Annotated in this window: 12 protein-coding genes and 1 tRNA gene; all 13 read right to left on the bottom strand. The window is 55.7% G+C overall.

Translation table 11 applies throughout. From position 1 onward, the window contains the following. Window positions 1–34 precede the first annotated feature (34 nt). Window positions 35–2,140 carry an elongation factor G gene (fusA, locus tag QUE89_RS02940; RefSeq protein WP_286221778.1) on the bottom strand — a complete coding sequence of 702 codons (2,106 nt, stop codon included), beginning with the start codon at window positions 2,138–2,140 and terminating at the stop codon, window positions 35–37. Window positions 2,141–2,158: 18 nt separating this feature from the next. After that, window positions 2,159–2,629 carry a 30S ribosomal protein S7 gene (gene rpsG / locus QUE89_RS02935; protein ID WP_203301817.1) on the bottom strand — a complete coding sequence of 157 codons (471 nt, stop codon included), beginning with the start codon at window positions 2,627–2,629 and terminating at the stop codon, window positions 2,159–2,161. Window positions 2,630–2,740: 111 nt separating this feature from the next. Then, window positions 2,741–3,115: a 30S ribosomal protein S12 gene (gene rpsL, locus QUE89_RS02930; protein ID WP_012139854.1), complete on the bottom strand. Its 375-nt coding sequence runs from the start codon at window positions 3,113–3,115 to the stop codon at window positions 2,741–2,743. A gap of 167 nt (window positions 3,116–3,282) precedes the next feature. After that, window positions 3,283–7,497 carry a DNA-directed RNA polymerase subunit beta' gene (rpoC, locus tag QUE89_RS02925; RefSeq protein WP_286221776.1) on the bottom strand — a complete coding sequence of 1,405 codons (4,215 nt, stop codon included), beginning with the start codon at window positions 7,495–7,497 and terminating at the stop codon, window positions 3,283–3,285. Between the two features lie 76 nt (window positions 7,498–7,573). Continuing rightward, entirely contained in the window at window positions 7,574–11,653 is a 4,080-nt protein-coding gene (gene rpoB / locus QUE89_RS02920) for a DNA-directed RNA polymerase subunit beta (protein ID WP_286221775.1), read from the bottom strand. Between the two features lie 245 nt (window positions 11,654–11,898). Next, the gene (gene rplL, locus QUE89_RS02915) at window positions 11,899–12,276 is read right to left on the bottom strand and encodes a 50S ribosomal protein L7/L12 (RefSeq protein WP_286221774.1); all 378 of its coding nucleotides are present in this window, start codon (window positions 12,274–12,276) and stop codon (window positions 11,899–11,901) included. 40 nt (window positions 12,277–12,316) lie between these two features. Further along, window positions 12,317–12,847, bottom strand: a complete 531-nt coding sequence (gene rplJ, locus QUE89_RS02910) for a 50S ribosomal protein L10 (protein WP_064228578.1) — start codon at window positions 12,845–12,847, stop codon at window positions 12,317–12,319. A gap of 220 nt (window positions 12,848–13,067) precedes the next feature. Next, complete coding sequence (gene rplA / locus QUE89_RS02905) at window positions 13,068–13,766, bottom strand: 50S ribosomal protein L1 (protein ID WP_138442236.1); 699 nt, start codon at window positions 13,764–13,766, stop codon at window positions 13,068–13,070. Window position 13,767: 1 nt separating this feature from the next. After that, window positions 13,768–14,199: a 50S ribosomal protein L11 gene (gene rplK, locus QUE89_RS02900; RefSeq protein WP_041343263.1), complete on the bottom strand. Its 432-nt coding sequence runs from the start codon at window positions 14,197–14,199 to the stop codon at window positions 13,768–13,770. A 118-nt stretch (window positions 14,200–14,317) separates the two neighbouring features. Further along, on the bottom strand, window positions 14,318–14,851 hold the full coding sequence (gene nusG / locus QUE89_RS02895) for a transcription termination/antitermination protein NusG (RefSeq protein ID WP_041343260.1): 534 nt from the start codon (window positions 14,849–14,851) through the stop codon (window positions 14,318–14,320). A gap of 13 nt (window positions 14,852–14,864) precedes the next feature. After that, complete coding sequence (secE, locus tag QUE89_RS02890; protein WP_286222813.1) at window positions 14,865–15,233, bottom strand: preprotein translocase subunit SecE; 369 nt, start codon at window positions 15,231–15,233, stop codon at window positions 14,865–14,867. A gap of 33 nt (window positions 15,234–15,266) precedes the next feature. Next, window positions 15,267–15,342 (bottom strand) — tRNA-Trp (locus tag QUE89_RS02885). 36 nt (window positions 15,343–15,378) lie between these two features. Further along, window positions 15,379–16,575, bottom strand: coding sequence for an elongation factor Tu (gene tuf, locus QUE89_RS02880; protein ID WP_286221773.1), 1,197 nt, complete (start codon window positions 16,573–16,575; stop codon window positions 15,379–15,381). Between the last annotated feature and the right edge of the window lie 8 nt (window positions 16,576–16,583).

The raw sequence follows: 16,583 nt of genomic DNA, 5'->3' as shown, positions 1-16,583 counted from the left end.
GTTACACCTCTTCCTGTTTCTTAAGTCCTGGGGATCAACCCTGTTTAATGATCGCTTCGGCAATGTTCGAAGGAGCTTCAGAATAACCCGCAAACTCCATCGCATAAGACGCCCGGCCTTGCGTAGCAGAACGCAGGTCGGTGGCGTAACCGAACATCTCCGACAACGGAACCTCGGCACGGATAACTTTACCTGCCGGCGACTCATCCATACCCTGGATCAGACCGCGGCGACGGTTAAGGTCACCTACAACGTCACCCATGTACTCTTCCGGGCTCACAACTTCGACCTTCATCATCGGCTCAAGCAACGCAGGGTTAGCTTCAAGAGCACCCTTCTTCATTGCCATGGAACCAGCGACTTTGAACGCCATTTCGTTGGAGTCAACATCGTGGTACGAACCGTCGTACAGCGTGGCCTTGATGCGCAGCAGCGGATAGCCGGCCAGGCAGCCGTTCTGCATCTGCTCTTCAATACCCTGCTGGACAGCCGGGATGTATTCCTTGGGAACAACACCACCAACGATTTCGTTCACGAAGATAAAGTTTTCGCCATCTTCTTCGTCCAGCGGCAGCGGCTCAAGCTTGATCTTGACGTGACCGTACTGACCACGACCACCAGACTGACGAACGAACTTACCTTCGACATCCACGGCCTTACGGATGCGCTCACGGTAAGCTACCTGCGGCTTACCAATGTTAGCTTCAACCTTGAACTCGCGACGCATACGGTCAACGATGATGTCCAGGTGCAGCTCACCCATACCAGAGATGATCGTCTGACCGGACTCTTCGTCAGTCTTGACCCGGAATGACGGATCTTCCTGAGCCAGCTTGCCCAGTGCAACACCCATCTTCTCCTGATCGGCCTTGGACTTCGGCTCAACGGCAACAGAGATAACCGGCTCCGGGAACTCCATGCGCTCAAGAATAATCTTGTTATTCTCATCACACAGAGTATCACCGGTGGTAACGCTCTTCAGGCCGATGGCAGCGGCGATATCGCCGGCCAGCACTTCCTTGATCTCTTGACGATCCTTGGAGTGCATCTGAACCATACGGCCAACACGCTCTTTCTTACCCTTCACAGAGTTATAGACCGCATTACCGCTTTCCAGCTTACCGGAGTAAACACGGAAGAAGGTCAGCGTACCTACGAACGGGTCGGTGGCGATCTTGAACGCCAGCGCCGCGAACGGAGCATCGTCTTCAGCCTGACGAGTCTCTTCGGTGCCGTCTTCGTCAACTTCACCGCGGATCGCCTTAACTTCGTCTGGTGCCGGCAGAAACTCGATAACAGAGTCCAGAACTGCCTGCACACCCTTGTTCTTAAACGCAGAACCGCAAGTAGCCAGGACAATCTCGTTAGCCAGCGTACGCATACGCAGACCTTTCTTGATGTCCTCGACGCTCAGGTCGCCCTCTTCCAGGTAACGCTCCATAAGCTCTTCGTTGGCTTCCGCAGCCGCCTCAACCATCTGCTCGCGGTACATGGCGACTTCTTCAACCATTTCTGCCGGAACGTCGCGCTGGTCATAGGTAGCACCGGCGTCGTCTTCGTTCCAGTAGATTGCCTTGTTCCGGATCAGATCGACGATGCCTGCGAAGTTATCTTCGGCACCAATCGGCAACTGAATGGGAACGCAGTTCGCGCCCAAGCGGTTTTTGATCTGGTCAACCACGCGCAGGAAGTTAGCGCCGGCACGGTCCATCTTGTTGACGAACACCATGCGGGGAACTTCATACTTGTTGGCCTGACGCCATACAGTCTCAGACTGCGGCTCTACACCAGAGGAGCCACAGAATACGACGACCGCACCATCCAGAACACGCAGGGAACGCTCTACCTCGATGGTAAAGTCAACGTGCCCCGGGGTGTCGATGATGTTGATCCGGTGTTCAGGATACTGCTTGTCCATGCCCTGCCAGAAACAGGTCGTCGCAGCAGAGGTAATGGTGATACCACGCTCCTGCTCCTGCTCCATCCAGTCCATGGTAGCCGCACCATCATGAACTTCACCGATTTTGTGGGAAATACCTGTGTAGAACAGGACCCGCTCGGTGGTTGTGGTTTTGCCCGCATCAACGTGCGCACAAATACCAATGTTTCTGTAACGCTTGATAGGAGTCTTGCGTGCCACTGTATTAACCTCGGCTGTTTAGAAACGGAAGTGAGAGAACGCCTTGTTGGCTTCTGCCATGCGATGAACGTCTTCGCGCTTCTTAACCGCAGAACCTTTGCTGTCAGCGGCGTCCAGAATTTCACCGGCCAGACGTTGCGCCATGGACTTCTCACCGCGCTTCCGCGAGTATTCTACAAGCCAGCGCATGGCCAGCGCGTTCTGACGGGAAGGCCGTACTTCTACGGGCACCTGGTAGGTAGCACCACCCACACGACGGGACTTAACCTCGACCATCGGCTGAATGTTTTCCAGGGCCTTCTCGAACATGTCGATCGGCTCTTCCTTAGACTTGTCGGCAACGATATCGAGCGCGCCATAAACAATGCGCTCAGCTACGGATTTCTTGCCGCTTTCCATCACGTGGTTGATGAACTTGGCAAGCCGTGCACTGCCGAACTTCGGATCCGGGATAATTTCCCGTTTTGCTGCAACTCTTCTTCTAGGCATCGATAAGCCCTTCTATTTAAAGGTCTTCAGGAACCCCTGAGATAGCATCTGCTACTCAGCCTTACTCTTACCGTTCTGACAAGCAACGATAAAAGACACCCGTCTGGGACATTAGGACTTGGGTCGTTTTGCACCGTACTTGGAGCGGCCTTGCTTACGGTTTTGAACACCCTGGGTATCCAAAGTACCGCGAACAGTGTGATAGCGCACACCCGGAAGGTCTTTTACTCGACCGCCACGGATCAACACAACACTGTGCTCCTGAAGGTTGTGACCTTCACCACCAATGTATGACGAAACCTCGAAGCCGTTAGTCAGACGAACACGGCACACTTTACGCAGTGCTGAGTTCGGCTTCTTCGGCGTTGTGGTGTATACACGAGTGCATACACCACGGCGCTGAGGACAGGCCTGAAGAGCAGGAACATCGCTCTTGGCTACCTTGCGCTTACGAGGCTTACGCACCAACTGATTAATCGTTGCCATGTAAGCAAACTCCAAAAAACCATATCAATGAAACTTACCCCCAATGAAGGGGGTAAAATTTAAGGGACGCAAGTGTAAGCCTGCGCCCCTGGACAGTCAAGATGACTGGTCTCTTTTTAACCACCTCTCGGGTAGGTATCTACCCGGAGGCGGCGCACCGACTCAACTCAGCTTTCGCGGTTGAGTTCGGCACTCAGAGCTTCTTCCACGTCAGCCGCAGTCACGCCCTGTGAATCCAGTTCGCGCTTGCGACGACGCTCCGCGTGGTAGGCAAGGCCGGTTCCCGCAGGAATCAGTCGACCAACCACAACGTTTTCCTTCAGGCCGCGCAGGTAATCCCGCTTGCCAGTCACCGCACCTTCGGTCAGGACACGCGTGGTCTCCTGGAACGAAGCGGCCGAAATGAACGATTCAGTCGCCAATGACGCCTTGGTGATACCCAGCAGCAGACGCTCGAAACGTGCCGCTTCTTTATCGCCAGCATTGGCCTTCTCGTTCTCTTCCAGCACCTGGGTAATTTCCACCTGGTCGCCAGACAGCAACGTGGTGTCGCCCGGATCGGTGATCTCAACCTTCCGCAGCATTTGTCGAACGATAACCTCAATGTGCTTATCGTTGATGACAACGCCCTGCAGACGGTAGACGTCCTGGATCTCGTTGGTGATGTACTTGGCCAGCTCGACCACACCCAGCAGACGCAAAATGTCGTGCGGGTTGGACGGACCGTCCGAGATCACCTCGCCCTTCTCAACCGTTTCACCTTCGAATACGTTGAGCTGGCGATGCTTGGGAATCAGCACCTCGTAGGCATCACTGTCTTTCGGAGTGATGACCAGGCGCTTCTTGCCCTTGGTTTCTTTACCGAAGGAGACCATGCCGCTGATTTCAGCAAGAATGGACGACTCTTTCGGGCGACGGGCCTCGAACAGGTCGGCAACCCGCGGCAGACCACCGGTGATGTCACGGGTCTTCGAGCTTTCCTGCGGAATACGGGCAACCACGTCACCCAGCTCGATGCGCGCGCCGTTGGCCATGGTGACCAGGGCGTTCGCCGGCAGGAAGAACATCGCGGCACCGCCACCTGGCAGTTCAACGTCGTTTCCGTTCTCGTCGAGCATCTGGATAGCCGGACGAATGTCCTTACCAGCAGCCGGACGCTCCTTCGGATCGATAACTTCCATGGTCGAAAGACCGGTCAGCTCGTCGGTCTGGGTACGGACGGTGATGCCCTGATCCATGTTGACGAACTTGGCAGTACCTTCGGCCTCGGCAATGATCGGGTGGGTGTGTGGATCCCACTTGGCTACCGCAACGCCTGCTTCAACAGTGTCGCCGTGCTTGACCGACAGTACCGCACCGTATGGCAGCTTGTACCACTCGCGCTCACGACCTTGCTCGTCGGCAATGGCCAGGGCGGAAGAACGGGACACCACAACCAGAGAACCGTTGGTCTTCTCGATCGACTTCAGGTTGTGCAGACGAACGGTGCCGCCGTGCTTGACCTGAATGTTATCAACCGCGGATGCCCGGCTTGCCGCACCACCGATGTGGAAGGTACGCATGGTCAGCTGGGTGCCCGGCTCACCGATGGACTGGGCAGCGATAACACCGACCGCCTCACCAACGTTGACCCGATGGCCACGCGCCAGATCCCGGCCATAACACTTCGAACAGATGCCGTGACGGGTATCACAGGTAATCGCAGAGCGCACCCATACTTCGTCCACACCCGCACGTTCCAGCGACTCAACGGTTTTCTCGTCGAGCAGCGTACCGGCGGTGACAACAGCGTTGTCTTTGTCGGTCGGGGTGAAGGCATCGCGTGCCGTTACCCGGCCAAGGACACGGTCACCCAGTGGCACAACAACGTCGCCGCCTTCGATGTGCGGTGTCATCAGCAGGCCTTCGTCGGTACCGCAGTCTTCTTCGGTAACAACCAGGTCTTGGGAAACGTCAACCAGACGACGAGTCAGGTAACCGGAGTTCGCGGTCTTCAGAGCGGTATCCGCCAGCCCCTTACGAGCACCGTGAGTCGAGATGAAGTACTGGAGTACGTTCAGACCTTCTCGGAAGTTCGCGGTAATCGGCGTCTCGATGATGGAACCGTCCGGCTTCGCCATCAGACCACGCATACCGGCCAGCTGACGAATCTGCGCTGCGGAACCCCGTGCGCCGGAATCGGCCATCATGTAAACCGAGTTGAACGACTCCTGCATCAGGTATTCGCCGTCCTCACCTTTAACCGGCTCGCCATCAGGACCGATAACCTGTTCTTTCGCCAGGCGCTCCATCATGGCCTTGGACACTTTGTCGTTGGCCCGGGACCAGATATCGATAACCTTGTTGTACTTCTCGCCCTGGGTCAGCAGACCGGACGCGTACTGGGTCTCGATGTCCTTCACTTCCTGGGAAGCCGCATCAACCAGCTCGTACTTCTCCGGCGGAATCTCGAAGTCGTTGAAGCCAATCGAGATACCGGAAACCGTCGCGTAGTGATAGCCCATGTACATGAGCTGATCGGCGAAGATAACGGTGTCTTTCAGACCCGCATCCCGGTAACAGGTGTTGATCAGGTTCGAGATCGCCTTCTTGACCATCGGCTTGTTGACCAGCTCGAAGGACAGACCGTCAGGAACGATATCAAACAGCAGAGCACGACCAACGGTGGTGTCTACGATGTTGTATGCGTGAGAACGTGAGCCGTCCTCAGCGATCGCAACTTCTTTGACGCGAACCTTGACCTTGGCCTGCAGATCCACCTTGCCGGCGCCGTAAGCGCGATGCGCTTCCTTGACGTCAGCAAAGGTCATGCCCTCACCCTGCGCACTTTCACGCTCACGGGTCATGTAGTACAGACCCAGTACCACGTCCTGGGACGGCACGATGATCGGCTCACCGTTGGCGGGCGACAGCACGTTGTTGGTAGACATCATCAACGCACGCGCTTCGAGCTGGGCTTCCAGGGTCAGCGGCACGTGAACGGCCATCTGGTCACCGTCGAAGTCGGCGTTGTAGGCCGCACAAACCAGCGGGTGCAGCTGGATAGCCTTGCCTTCGATCAGAACCGGCTCGAACGCCTGGATACCCAGACGGTGCAGTGTCGGCGCACGGTTCAGCATGATCGGGTGCTCACGGATGACTTCATCCAGGATATCCCAGACTACGCCTTCCTCACGCTCAACCATCTTCTTGGCGGCCTTGATGGTGGTCGCCAGGCCACGGTGTTCCAGCTTGGAGAAGATAAACGGCTTGAACAGCTCCAAGGCCATCTTCTTGGGCAGACCACACTGGTGCAGACGCAGGTATGGACCGACCACGATAACGGAACGACCGGAGTAGTCGACACGCTTACCCAGCAGGTTCTGACGGAAACGACCCTGCTTACCCTTGATCATGTCAGCCAGGGACTTCAGCGGGCGCTTGTTGGTGCCGGTGATGGCACGACCGCGACGACCGTTGTCCAGCAGGGCGTCGACCGCTTCCTGCAGCATCCGCTTCTCGTTGCGCACGATGATGTCGGGAGCGTTGAGCTCCAGCAGGCGCTTCAGACGGTTGTTCCGGTTGATCACACGACGGTAAAGGTCGTTCAGGTCGGAGGTGGCGAAACGACCACCGTCCAGCGGGACCAGCGGACGCAGATCCGGCGGCAGCACTGGCAGCACGGTCATGACCATGTCGCCCGGTTTGTTACCAGAATAAAGGAACGCCTCAAGAATCTTCAGACGCTTGCTGAATTTCTTGATCTTGGTCTCGGAGTTGGTCTGCGGAATTTCTTCGCGCAGCGATTCAACTTCGGCCTGCAGATCGATACCCTCGAGCAGCTCCTTGACAGCCTCGGCGCCCATACGCGCGTCGAATTCGTCGCCGAACTCTTCCAGGGCTTCGTAATACTGCTCGTCGTTCAGCAGCTGGCCGCGCTCAAGGGTGGTCATACCCGGATCGATCACGATGAACGATTCGAAGTACAGCACGCGCTCGATGTCACGCAGCGTCATGTCCAGCATCAAACCGATGCGGGACGGCAATGATTTCAGGAACCAGATGTGAGCAACCGGGCTGGCCAGCTCGATGTGGCCCATACGCTCCCGGCGAACACTCGCCAGCGCTACCTCTACGCCACACTTCTCGCAGATAACACCGCGATGCTTGAGGCGCTTGTACTTACCGCACAGGCATTCGTAGTCTTTGATCGGGCCGAAAATCTTGGCACAGAAAAGACCGTCACGCTCTGGCTTGAAGGTACGGTAGTTAATGGTCTCAGGCTTCTTCACTTCACCAAAAGACCATGAGCGAATCATGTCAGGCGATGCCAGCCCGATACGGATGGCATCAAATTCCTTGCTTTGGTTCTGGCTCTTGAGAAGATTCAGCAAATCTTTCATCAGTAAAAGCTCCGGATGGCGTTAATCTCGGGCGGGCACACGAGGTGCCCGCTCACGCTGCCAAAAACAATTCGGCTCACTCGGATTCCAGCTCGATGTCGATACCCAACGAGCGGATTTCCTTGACAAGAACGTTGAAGGATTCGGGCATGCCCGGCTCCATGCGATGGTCGCCATCGACAATGTTCTTGTACATCTTGGTCCGACCGTTCACGTCATCAGACTTAACGGTGAGCATTTCCTGCAGCGTATACGCCGCACCGTAAGCCTCAAGGGCCCACACTTCCATCTCACCGAAGCGCTGGCCACCGAACTGAGCCTTACCACCCAGCGGCTGCTGGGTAACCAGGCTGTAAGAGCCGGTGGAACGAGCGTGCATCTTGTCGTCGATCAGGTGGTTCAGCTTCAGGATGTACATGTAGCCGACAGTCACCGGACGATCGAACGCATCACCAGTACGGCCGTCGTACAACATGGTCTGCCCGGTTGTGCTCAGGCCAGCCAGCTCAAGCATACGCTTGACTTCGGCTTCCTTGGCTCCGTCGAATACCGGTGTTGCCATCGGTACACCGCCACGGAGGTTGTGGCACATTTCCAGGATTTCCTTGTCGCTCAGAGAATCCAGATCCACCTTGAACACTTCATCAGAGTGGTTGTAGATCTCATCCAACAGCTTTCTCAGTTCCGCGATCTTGCGCTGCTCGTCCAGCATCTGGCTGATACGCTCACCCAGACCCTTGGCCGCGGCGCCCAGATGCGTCTCAAGCACCTGACCTACGTTCATCCGCGAAGGAACACCCAGCGGGTTCAGAACAACGTCAACCGTGTTGCCGAACTCGTCGTAAGGCATGTCTTCAATCGGCATAACCGATGAAATAACACCCTTGTTACCGTGACGACCCGCCATCTTGTCACCCGGCTGGATACGACGTTTGATCGCGAGGTATACCTTGACGATCTTCAGGACGCCCGGAGCAAGGTCGTCGCCCTGCTGCAGCTTGCCCTTCTTGTCGTCAAACCGCTCTTCGTGCTCCTTCTTGCGATCGTCCAGACCCTGCTCGGACTTCTCCAGCAGTTCGTTCAGGCCGTCGTCTTTCATACGCAGCTTGAACCAGTCTGGGCGCGGCAGCTCGGCCAGGTAACCTTCTTCCAGTGTGGCGCCTTTTTTCAGGCCCGGACCACTGATGACTTCCTGCCCTTTCAGCGCGTTCATCAGTCGCTCAAAGGTGGCACCTTCAACAATGCGGTACTCGTCCTTCAGATCCTTGCGGTACTGGTCCAGCTGCTCTTTCTCGATGGACTGAGCGCGCTGGTCCTTCTCGATACCGTCGCGGGTAAAGACCTGTACGTCGATAACCGTACCGCGAGTACCGGTTGGCACCCGTGACGACGTGTCCTTCACGTCGGAAGCCTTCTCACCAAAGATGGCACGCAGGAGCTTCTCCTCCGGAGTCAGCTGGGTCTCGCCCTTCGGCGTGACCTTACCGACCAGGATGTCACCCGCGCCAACTTCGGCACCAATGTACACAATGCCGGACTCGTCCAGCTTGGACAGCGCACTTTCACCAACGTTCGGAATATCCGCGGTGATTTCTTCGCTACCCAGTTTGGTATCCCGAGCCACACAGGTCAGTTCCTGAATGTGGATGGTGGTCAGGCGATCTTCCTGTACCACTTTCTCGGAAATGAGGATGGAGTCCTCAAAGTTGTAACCGTTCCAGGGCATGAACGCGATGCGCATGTTCTGACCCAGAGCCAGCTCACCCAAATCAACGGACGGACCGTCAGCCAGCACGTCGCCGCGGGCAATGACATCACCCTGGCGAACAATCGAACGCTGGTTGATGCAGGTATTCTGGTTCGATCGGGTGTACTTGGTGAGGTTGTAGATATCCACACCCGCATCACCGGCCTCAGTTTCGGCGTTGTCGACGCGAACCACGATACGGGCCGCATCTACACTCTCAATCACACCGCCACGGCGAGCCGTAACGCAGACGCCAGAGTCCTGAGCCACTGTCCGCTCAACACCGGTACCCACCAGCGGTACCTGTGAACGCAAGGTCGGCACAGCCTGACGCTGCATGTTCGCGCCCATCAGGGCCCGGTTAGCGTCGTCGTGCTCGAGGAACGGAATCAGAGACGCAGCCACCGACACAACCTGGCGCGGCGATACGTCCATGAAGTTAACGCTTTCCGGCGGTGTAACCGTGAATTCGTTCTGGTGACGTACCGTAACCAGCTCATCGGTGAGGCGCTTGGATTCATCGTCCATAGCCGCGCTGGCCTGGGCGATAACAAAGTTGCTCTCTTCGATGGCGGACAGGTAAACCACCTCATCAGTTACCACACCCTCGACAACCTTCCGGTACGGGCTCTCAAGGAAACCGTAGGAGTTGGAACGGGCATAGGTAGCCAGCGAGTTGATCAGACCGATGTTCGGACCTTCCGGAGTCTCGATCGGGCACACACGGCCATAGTGGGTCGGGTGTACGTCACGGACTTCGAAGCCAGCACGTTCGCGGGTCAGACCACCTGGGCCAAGCGCAGAGATACGACGCTTGTGGGTGACTTCTGACAGCGGGTTGTTCTGGTCCATGAACTGGGACAGCTGGCTTGAGCCAAAGAATTCTTTGACCGCGGCCGCAACCGGCTTGGCATTGATCAGATCCTGCGGCATCAGGCCTTCGCTTTCGGCCAGGCTCAGACGCTCGCGCACGGCGCGCTCGACCCGTACCAGACCAACGCGGAACTGGTTTTCGGCCATTTCACCAACGCAACGAACACGACGGTTACCCAGGTTGTCGATATCATCGACATTGCCCTGGCCGTTACGGATATCGATCAGCGTCTTCAGGACATCAATGATGTCCTCGTGTGTCAGGATGCCAGCACCGGTACTCTCTTCTCGACGAAGACGACGGTTCAGCTTCATCCGACCCACAGCAGACAGGTCGTACCGCTCTTCGGAGAAGAACAGGTTGTTAAACAGGTTCTCAGCCGACTCTTTGGTGGGCGGCTCGCCAGGACGCATCATGCGATAGATCTCGACCAACGCTTCCAGCGGCGTGCGGGTCGGGTCGATACGCAGGGTGTCTGACATGAACGGACCGCAGTCCAGGTCGTTGGTGTACAGAGTTTCGATCTCGGTAACACCCGCGTCCAGAATCTTGGTAACCAGTTCTTCGGTCAGCTCGGAGTTGCACTCAACCAGCACCTCACCGGACTTGGTATCAACCATGTCCTTGGCCAAAAGACGGCCGTACAGGTACTCAGTCGGCACTTCCAGCTCACTGATGCCGGCCTTTTCAAGCTGCTTGATATGGCGAGCGGTGATCCGGCGGCCTTCCTCAACAATAACCTTGCCGTCATTGTCTTTAATATCGAAGGTCGCGATGTCACCACGCAGACGGCTCGGAACCAGCTCCAGCTTGCACACTTCCGCGCCCAGGCTGAACTTACTGGTTTCAAAGAACGTTTCCAGCATCTGCTCGGAGGTGTAGCCCAGAGCGCGCAGGAGAATTGACGCCGGCAGTTTACGACGACGGTCGATACGAACGAACACGGAGTCCTTCGGATCGAACTCGAAGTCCAGCCAGGAGCCACGGTAAGGAATCACCCGGGCCGAATACAGCAGCTTACCGGATGAGTGGGTCTTACCCTTGTCATGATCAAAGAATACACCGGGCGAACGGTGCAACTGGGAAACAATAACACGCTCGGTACCGTTGATAACGAAGGTACCGTTTTCAGTCATCAGGGGCATTTCGCCCATGTAGACTTCCTGCTCTTTAATGTCCTTGATCGCCTTGTTGGACGATTCCTTATCGTAAATGATAAGGCGGACTTTCACGCGCAGCGGTGCTGCGTAGGTTACGCCCCTAAGCTGGCATTCCTTGACATCAAAAACCGGCTCGCCAATACGGTAACTCACGTATTCGAGCGCGGCGTTGCCAGAGTAACTGACAATCGGGAATACGGATTTGAATGCTGCGTGAAGACCGGTTTCCCGACGGTCCTCTGGAGCGGCTTCCATTTGGAGGAAGTCCCGGAATGAATCCAGCTGAATAGACAGCAAATAGGGGACGTCCATCACGGAAGGCAATTTACTAAAATCTTTGCGAATCCGCTTTTTCTCAGTGTAGGAGTAAGTCATCTGCATTCCCCAGCTTTAGACCTGATACCTGGTATCAAGAAGCAACCATTGTTCTGCTTCGGGGCCGAATTGCTCGGCATATCGCGCCGTCTTGAACAAGACTCTGGCTGTAGGTTAAAGATCCGACATCGACCTGTAATTGCTCACCAGACTCTATAGCATATACAACAAACAGAAAAAGGCCGGTGGCACAAGGCCACCAGCCTATCCATGCTTAATGCACGGTTTCGATCAACAGCCGACTCTTACTTGAGCTCAACAGAAGCGCCTGCTTCCTCAAGCTTCTTCTTGGCTTCTTCAGCGTCGTCTTTGCTAGCAGCTTCCTTGATAACGGAAGGTGCGCTGTCGACCATTTCCTTAGCTTCTTTCAGACCCAGGCCGGTCAGTTCACGAACGGCCTTGATTACGTTGACTTTCTTCTCACCAGGACCGGTAAGAACAACGTCAAATTCGGTCTGCTCTTCAACAGCGGCAGCTTCGCCACCAGCAGCTGCAGGTGCAGCAGCTACGGCTGCAGCGGCAGATACACCGAACTTCTCTTCCATTGCTTCAACAAGCGCAACTACGTCCATTACGCTCATTTCTGCGATTGCGTTCAAAATGTCTTCGTTAGACAGAGCCATGACTTTCTCCCAAAAATATAAAAAATGGTGTTCAACAGAATCAAGCAGCTTCTTGCTTCTGGTCGCGAACTGCCGCTACAGCACGAGTCACTTTCGAAGGAACTTCGTTCAGTGTCCGTGCCAGCTTGGTGATCGGTGCCTGTGTAACCGCGGCCAGCATCGTCAACGCTTCGTGACGTGTTGGCAGCTTGGCAAGGCGATCAATCTGGTCTGCACCCATCAGCTCTCCGCCGACGGCCAGTCCCTTGATCTCAAACGCCTCTTTCTCCTTGGCAAAATCCTTGAGCAGACGTGCTGCTGCGCCCGGATCTTCCATAGAGAATGCCAAAATGGTCGGGCCTACTAGAGCCTCATCGATGCACTCGAACTCAGTACCACGAATCGCGATCTTTGCCAGGTTGTTACGAACAACCTTCAGACGCACGTTTTCGGCACGAGCCTTGGCACGAAGAGCCGTCATGTCACCGGAAGTGACACCACGGTAGTCAGCCATTACCACAGACAGAGCACCACCGGCAGTCTCGTTGACTTCAGCGACGATCGCTTTCTTGTCTTCGAGTCTAATTGCCACTGGATTTCTCCTCGATTTCGCCGGGGTTATCCCGGCAAACCCATCATTGCCCTTGCGGGCGCCTTAACGGTGTTTGGGTTCAGAGAGAACGTCTTCACACCGTCTGCGCAGGCGTTGCTTTAACCCTTGTGACCCTCTGCAAGCAGAGAGCCTCGGGGGCCTGCGGTCTTTGACAGCCTTGGCTTCCGCCTAGACTACAAAGTAACTACCGTTCAGAGGATCAGATTGCCAGACCGCTCTGATCGATAGTCAGACCAGGACCCATGGTCGAAGAAACAGTGATCTTCTTGAGATACACGCCCTTCGCCGATGAAGGCTTGGCCTTTTTCAGATCCGCGATCAGCGACTCAAGGTTTTCCTTGATGTTCTGCGCAGAGAATTCAACGTTACCCAACGGAGCGTGGATAATGCCGTTCTTGTCGGTGCGGTAGCGAACCTGACCGGCCTTGGCATTTTTCACCGCGGTCTCAACGTCAGGAGTTACCGTGCCAACCTTCGGGTTCGGCATCAGGCCACGGGGACCCAGGATCTGGCCCAGCTGACCAACAACACGCATGGCGTCCGGAGTGGCGATAACCACGTCGAAATCCATGTTGCCTTTCTTAACTTCCGCTGCCAGATCGTCCATGCCCACGATGTCTGCGCCAGCTGCCGTCGCCTTATCGGCATTGGCACCCTGGGTGAACACGGCGACGCGTACGGTCTTGCCGGTACCGTGAGGAAGTACAGTGCTGCTACGAACCACCTGGTCCGATTTACGCGCATCAACCCCGAGGTTTACAGCAACATCTACCGACTCTTTGAACTTGACGTTCTGACCCAGCTCAACCAACAGGGCAACAGCCTCGTCTACGGAGTAGGCACGGGTAGCATCGACTTTTTCACGAATAAGCTTTTGACGCTTGCTCAGCTTTGCCATGTTACAGGCCCTCCACGTTCAGGCCCATGCTACGGGCAGTACCTGCGATGGTACGAACTGCTGCATCCATATCGGCTGCAGTCAGATCGGGCTCTTTGGTCTTGGCAATTTCTTCCAGCTGCTCGCGAGTAACGGTGCCAACCTTCTCAGTGTTCGGACGGCCAGAACCACTCTTGATACCAGCTGCTTTTTTCAGCAGAACCGGCGCCGGCGGAGTCTTGGTAATAAAGGTAAAGCTGCGATCACTGTATACTGTGATAACAGTCGGAATCGGCAGACCAGGCTCCATGTCCTGAGTCTGGGCGTTAAACGCCTTACAGAATTCCATGATGTTTACGCCGCGCTGACCCAGAGCCGGACCAACGGGGGGACTCGGGTTAGCCTTGCCGGCAGCAACCTGAAGCTTGATGTACGCTTCGATCTTCTTTGCCATGATTCATCTCCTGTGGGTTCAAACGCCTTTCGGCTCCCCGGTGGTTAATCCTGCCAATAGCAGACACAAAAAGCCCGCGTCGCCAGAGCGCGCGAGCTTTCAGCTTTTAGACTGCCGCTTAATCCTTCTCAACCTGCCCAAACTCCAGCTCTACCGGAGTTGAACGGCCGAAAATCAAGACAGCAACCTTGACTCGACTCTTGTCGTAGTCGACTTCTTCCACAACGCCGTTGAAGTCCGCAAACGGGCCTTCAACAACCCTGACGATTTCACCTGGCTCAAACAGAGTCTTGGGCTTCGGCTTCTCGGCGCCACTTTCAACGCGACGGAGAATTGCCTCAGCTTCTCTCTCAGTGATCGGAGCCGGCTTATCCTTGGTACCGCCGATAAAACCAAGAACCCGCGGCGTATTCTTAACAAGGTGCCACGTAGCGTCGTCCATTTCCATCTGCACGAGTACGTATCCCGGGTAGAACTTGCGCTCACTCTTGCGCTTCTTACCCTCTCGCATTTCGACAACTTCTTCGGTCGGGACCAGGATCTCGCCGAACTTGTCTTCCATGCCATCTAGCGCAACGCGCTCCTTCAGAGTGCGCATTACGTGCTTTTCGAAGCCAGAATACGCATGAACGACGTACCAGCGCTTAGCCATTGCCCACTCCTGTTTAACCGATAAATCCGGCGACCAGCATACTGATCAGCGAATCCATTCCCCACAACAACAATGCCACCACCAGAACAAACACCACCACAATTACAGTAGTTTGAACCAGCTCGGGCCTGGTAGGCCACACTACCTTCCGAATCTCGACGCGAGCCTCTTTAAGAAGCGTAGCGAAACGACGACCACGATCGGTCTGAAGCGCCACGAAAGCGGCCACGATCGAAAGCCCTACGAGAGCCAGAACACGATACAGCAGGGACTCGGCACTAAAGTACTGATTCCCGACCACACCGATGGCGATCAGAACGAAAACAACCAGCCATTTCACTGCATCGAAACGGCTGGCTGATTGAACGGCTTTTGACTCCATAGGAATCAACTTATGTATCCGGATGTTAAAAAATGGCAGGCCAGGAGGGAATCGAACCCCCAACCTGCGGTTTTGGAGACCGCTGCTCTGCCAATTGAGCTACTGGCCTGCACCGAAACTACACAGTGCACTTTCTTCGAGTCTATTACTCGATAATCTTGGCGACCACGCCGGCACCAACGGTACGACCACCTTCGCGAATCGCGAAGCGCAGGCCATCTTCCATGGCGATCGGAGCGATCAGGGTAACGCTCATCTTCACGTTGTCACCCGGCATAACCATTTCCACGCCTTCCGGCAGTTCACAGGAACCAGTTACGTCGGTAGTACGGAAGTAGAACTGAGGACGGTAGCCCTTGAAGAACGGAGTATGACGACCGCCTTCATCTTTGCTCAATACGTATACTTCGCACTCGAACTTGGTGTGCGGCTTGATTGAGCCCGGCTTACACAGAACCTGACCACGCTCAACGTCGTCACGCTTGGTACCACGCAGCAGAACACCAACGTTCTCACCAGCACGGCCTTCGTCCAGCAGCTTGCGGAACATCTCAACGCCGGTGCAAGTCGTCTTGACGGTATCTTTGATACCAACAATCTCGATCTCTTCACCAACCTTGATAACGCCACGCTCAACACGACCGGTCACAACGGTACCACGACCAGAGATGGAGAATACGTCCTCGATCGGCATCAGGAACGGCTGATCGATAGCGCGCTCTGGCTCAGGGATGTACTCGTCCAGGGCTTCTACCAGCTTCTTAACAGCGGTAGTACCCATCTCGTTGTCGTCCTTACCTTCCAGCGCCATCAGCGCGGAACCGGTAACGATCGGAGTGTCGTCGCCCGGGAAGTCGTACTGGCTCAGCAGATCACGAACTTCCATCTCAACCAGCTCGAGCAGCTCCTCGTCATCGACCATGTCCGCCTTGTTCAGGAACACAACGATGAACGGAACGCCAACCTGACGAGACAGCAGGATGTGCTCACGAGTCTGCGGCATGGGGCCGTCAGCTGCGGAGCAAACCAGGATCGCGCCGTCCATCTGCGCCGCACCAGTGATCATGTTCTTCACATAGTCAGCGTGGCCCGGGCAATCTACGTGTGCGTAGTGACGAGTCGGGGAGTCGTACTCAACGTGAGAAGTGGCGATGGTGATACCACGCGCTTTCTCTTCCGGAGCGTTATCGATCTGATCGAATGCACTCGCAGAACCTGTACCCCAAACTTCGTGACATACACGAGTCAGAGCGGCGGTCAGTGTGGTCTTACCATGGTCAACGTGACCAATGGTGCCAACGTTCAAGTGCGGCTTACTGCGATCAAACTTTTCTTTAGACATTCGACCAA

Origin of the sequence: Marinobacter sp. LA51, assembly GCF_030297175.1 — a bacterium.
Taxonomy (GTDB): Bacteria; Pseudomonadota; Gammaproteobacteria; order Pseudomonadales; family Oleiphilaceae; genus Marinobacter; species Marinobacter apostichopi.
The sequence above is the reverse complement of the archived record's forward strand: the minus strand, read 5'-3'. Positions and strand labels throughout refer to the sequence as shown.

Excerpts from the sequence above, each read along its gene's own strand:
- rpsG (WP_203301817.1), bottom strand. The coding sequence starts at position 2,629 with ATGCCTAGAAGAAGAGTTGCAGCAAAACGGGAAATTATCCCGGATCCG.
- rpsL (WP_012139854.1), bottom strand. The coding sequence starts at position 3,115 with ATGGCAACGATTAATCAGTTGGTGCGTAAGCCTCGTAAGCGCAAGGTA.
- rpoC (WP_286221776.1), bottom strand. The coding sequence starts at position 7,497 with ATGAAAGATTTGCTGAATCTTCTCAAGAGCCAGAACCAAAGCAAGGAA.
- rpoB (WP_286221775.1), bottom strand. The coding sequence starts at position 11,653 with ATGACTTACTCCTACACTGAGAAAAAGCGGATTCGCAAAGATTTTAGT.
- rplL (WP_286221774.1), bottom strand. The coding sequence starts at position 12,276 with ATGGCTCTGTCTAACGAAGACATTTTGAACGCAATCGCAGAAATGAGC.
- rplA (WP_138442236.1), bottom strand. The coding sequence starts at position 13,766 with ATGGCAAAGCTGAGCAAGCGTCAAAAGCTTATTCGTGAAAAAGTCGAT.
- rplK (WP_041343263.1), bottom strand. The coding sequence starts at position 14,199 with ATGGCAAAGAAGATCGAAGCGTACATCAAGCTTCAGGTTGCTGCCGGC.
- nusG (WP_041343260.1), bottom strand. The coding sequence starts at position 14,851 with ATGGCTAAGCGCTGGTACGTCGTTCATGCGTATTCTGGCTTCGAAAAG.
- secE (WP_286222813.1), bottom strand. The coding sequence starts at position 15,233 with ATGGAGTCAAAAGCCGTTCAATCAGCCAGCCGTTTCGATGCAGTGAAA.
- tuf (WP_286221773.1), bottom strand. The coding sequence starts at position 16,575 with ATGTCTAAAGAAAAGTTTGATCGCAGTAAGCCGCACTTGAACGTTGGC.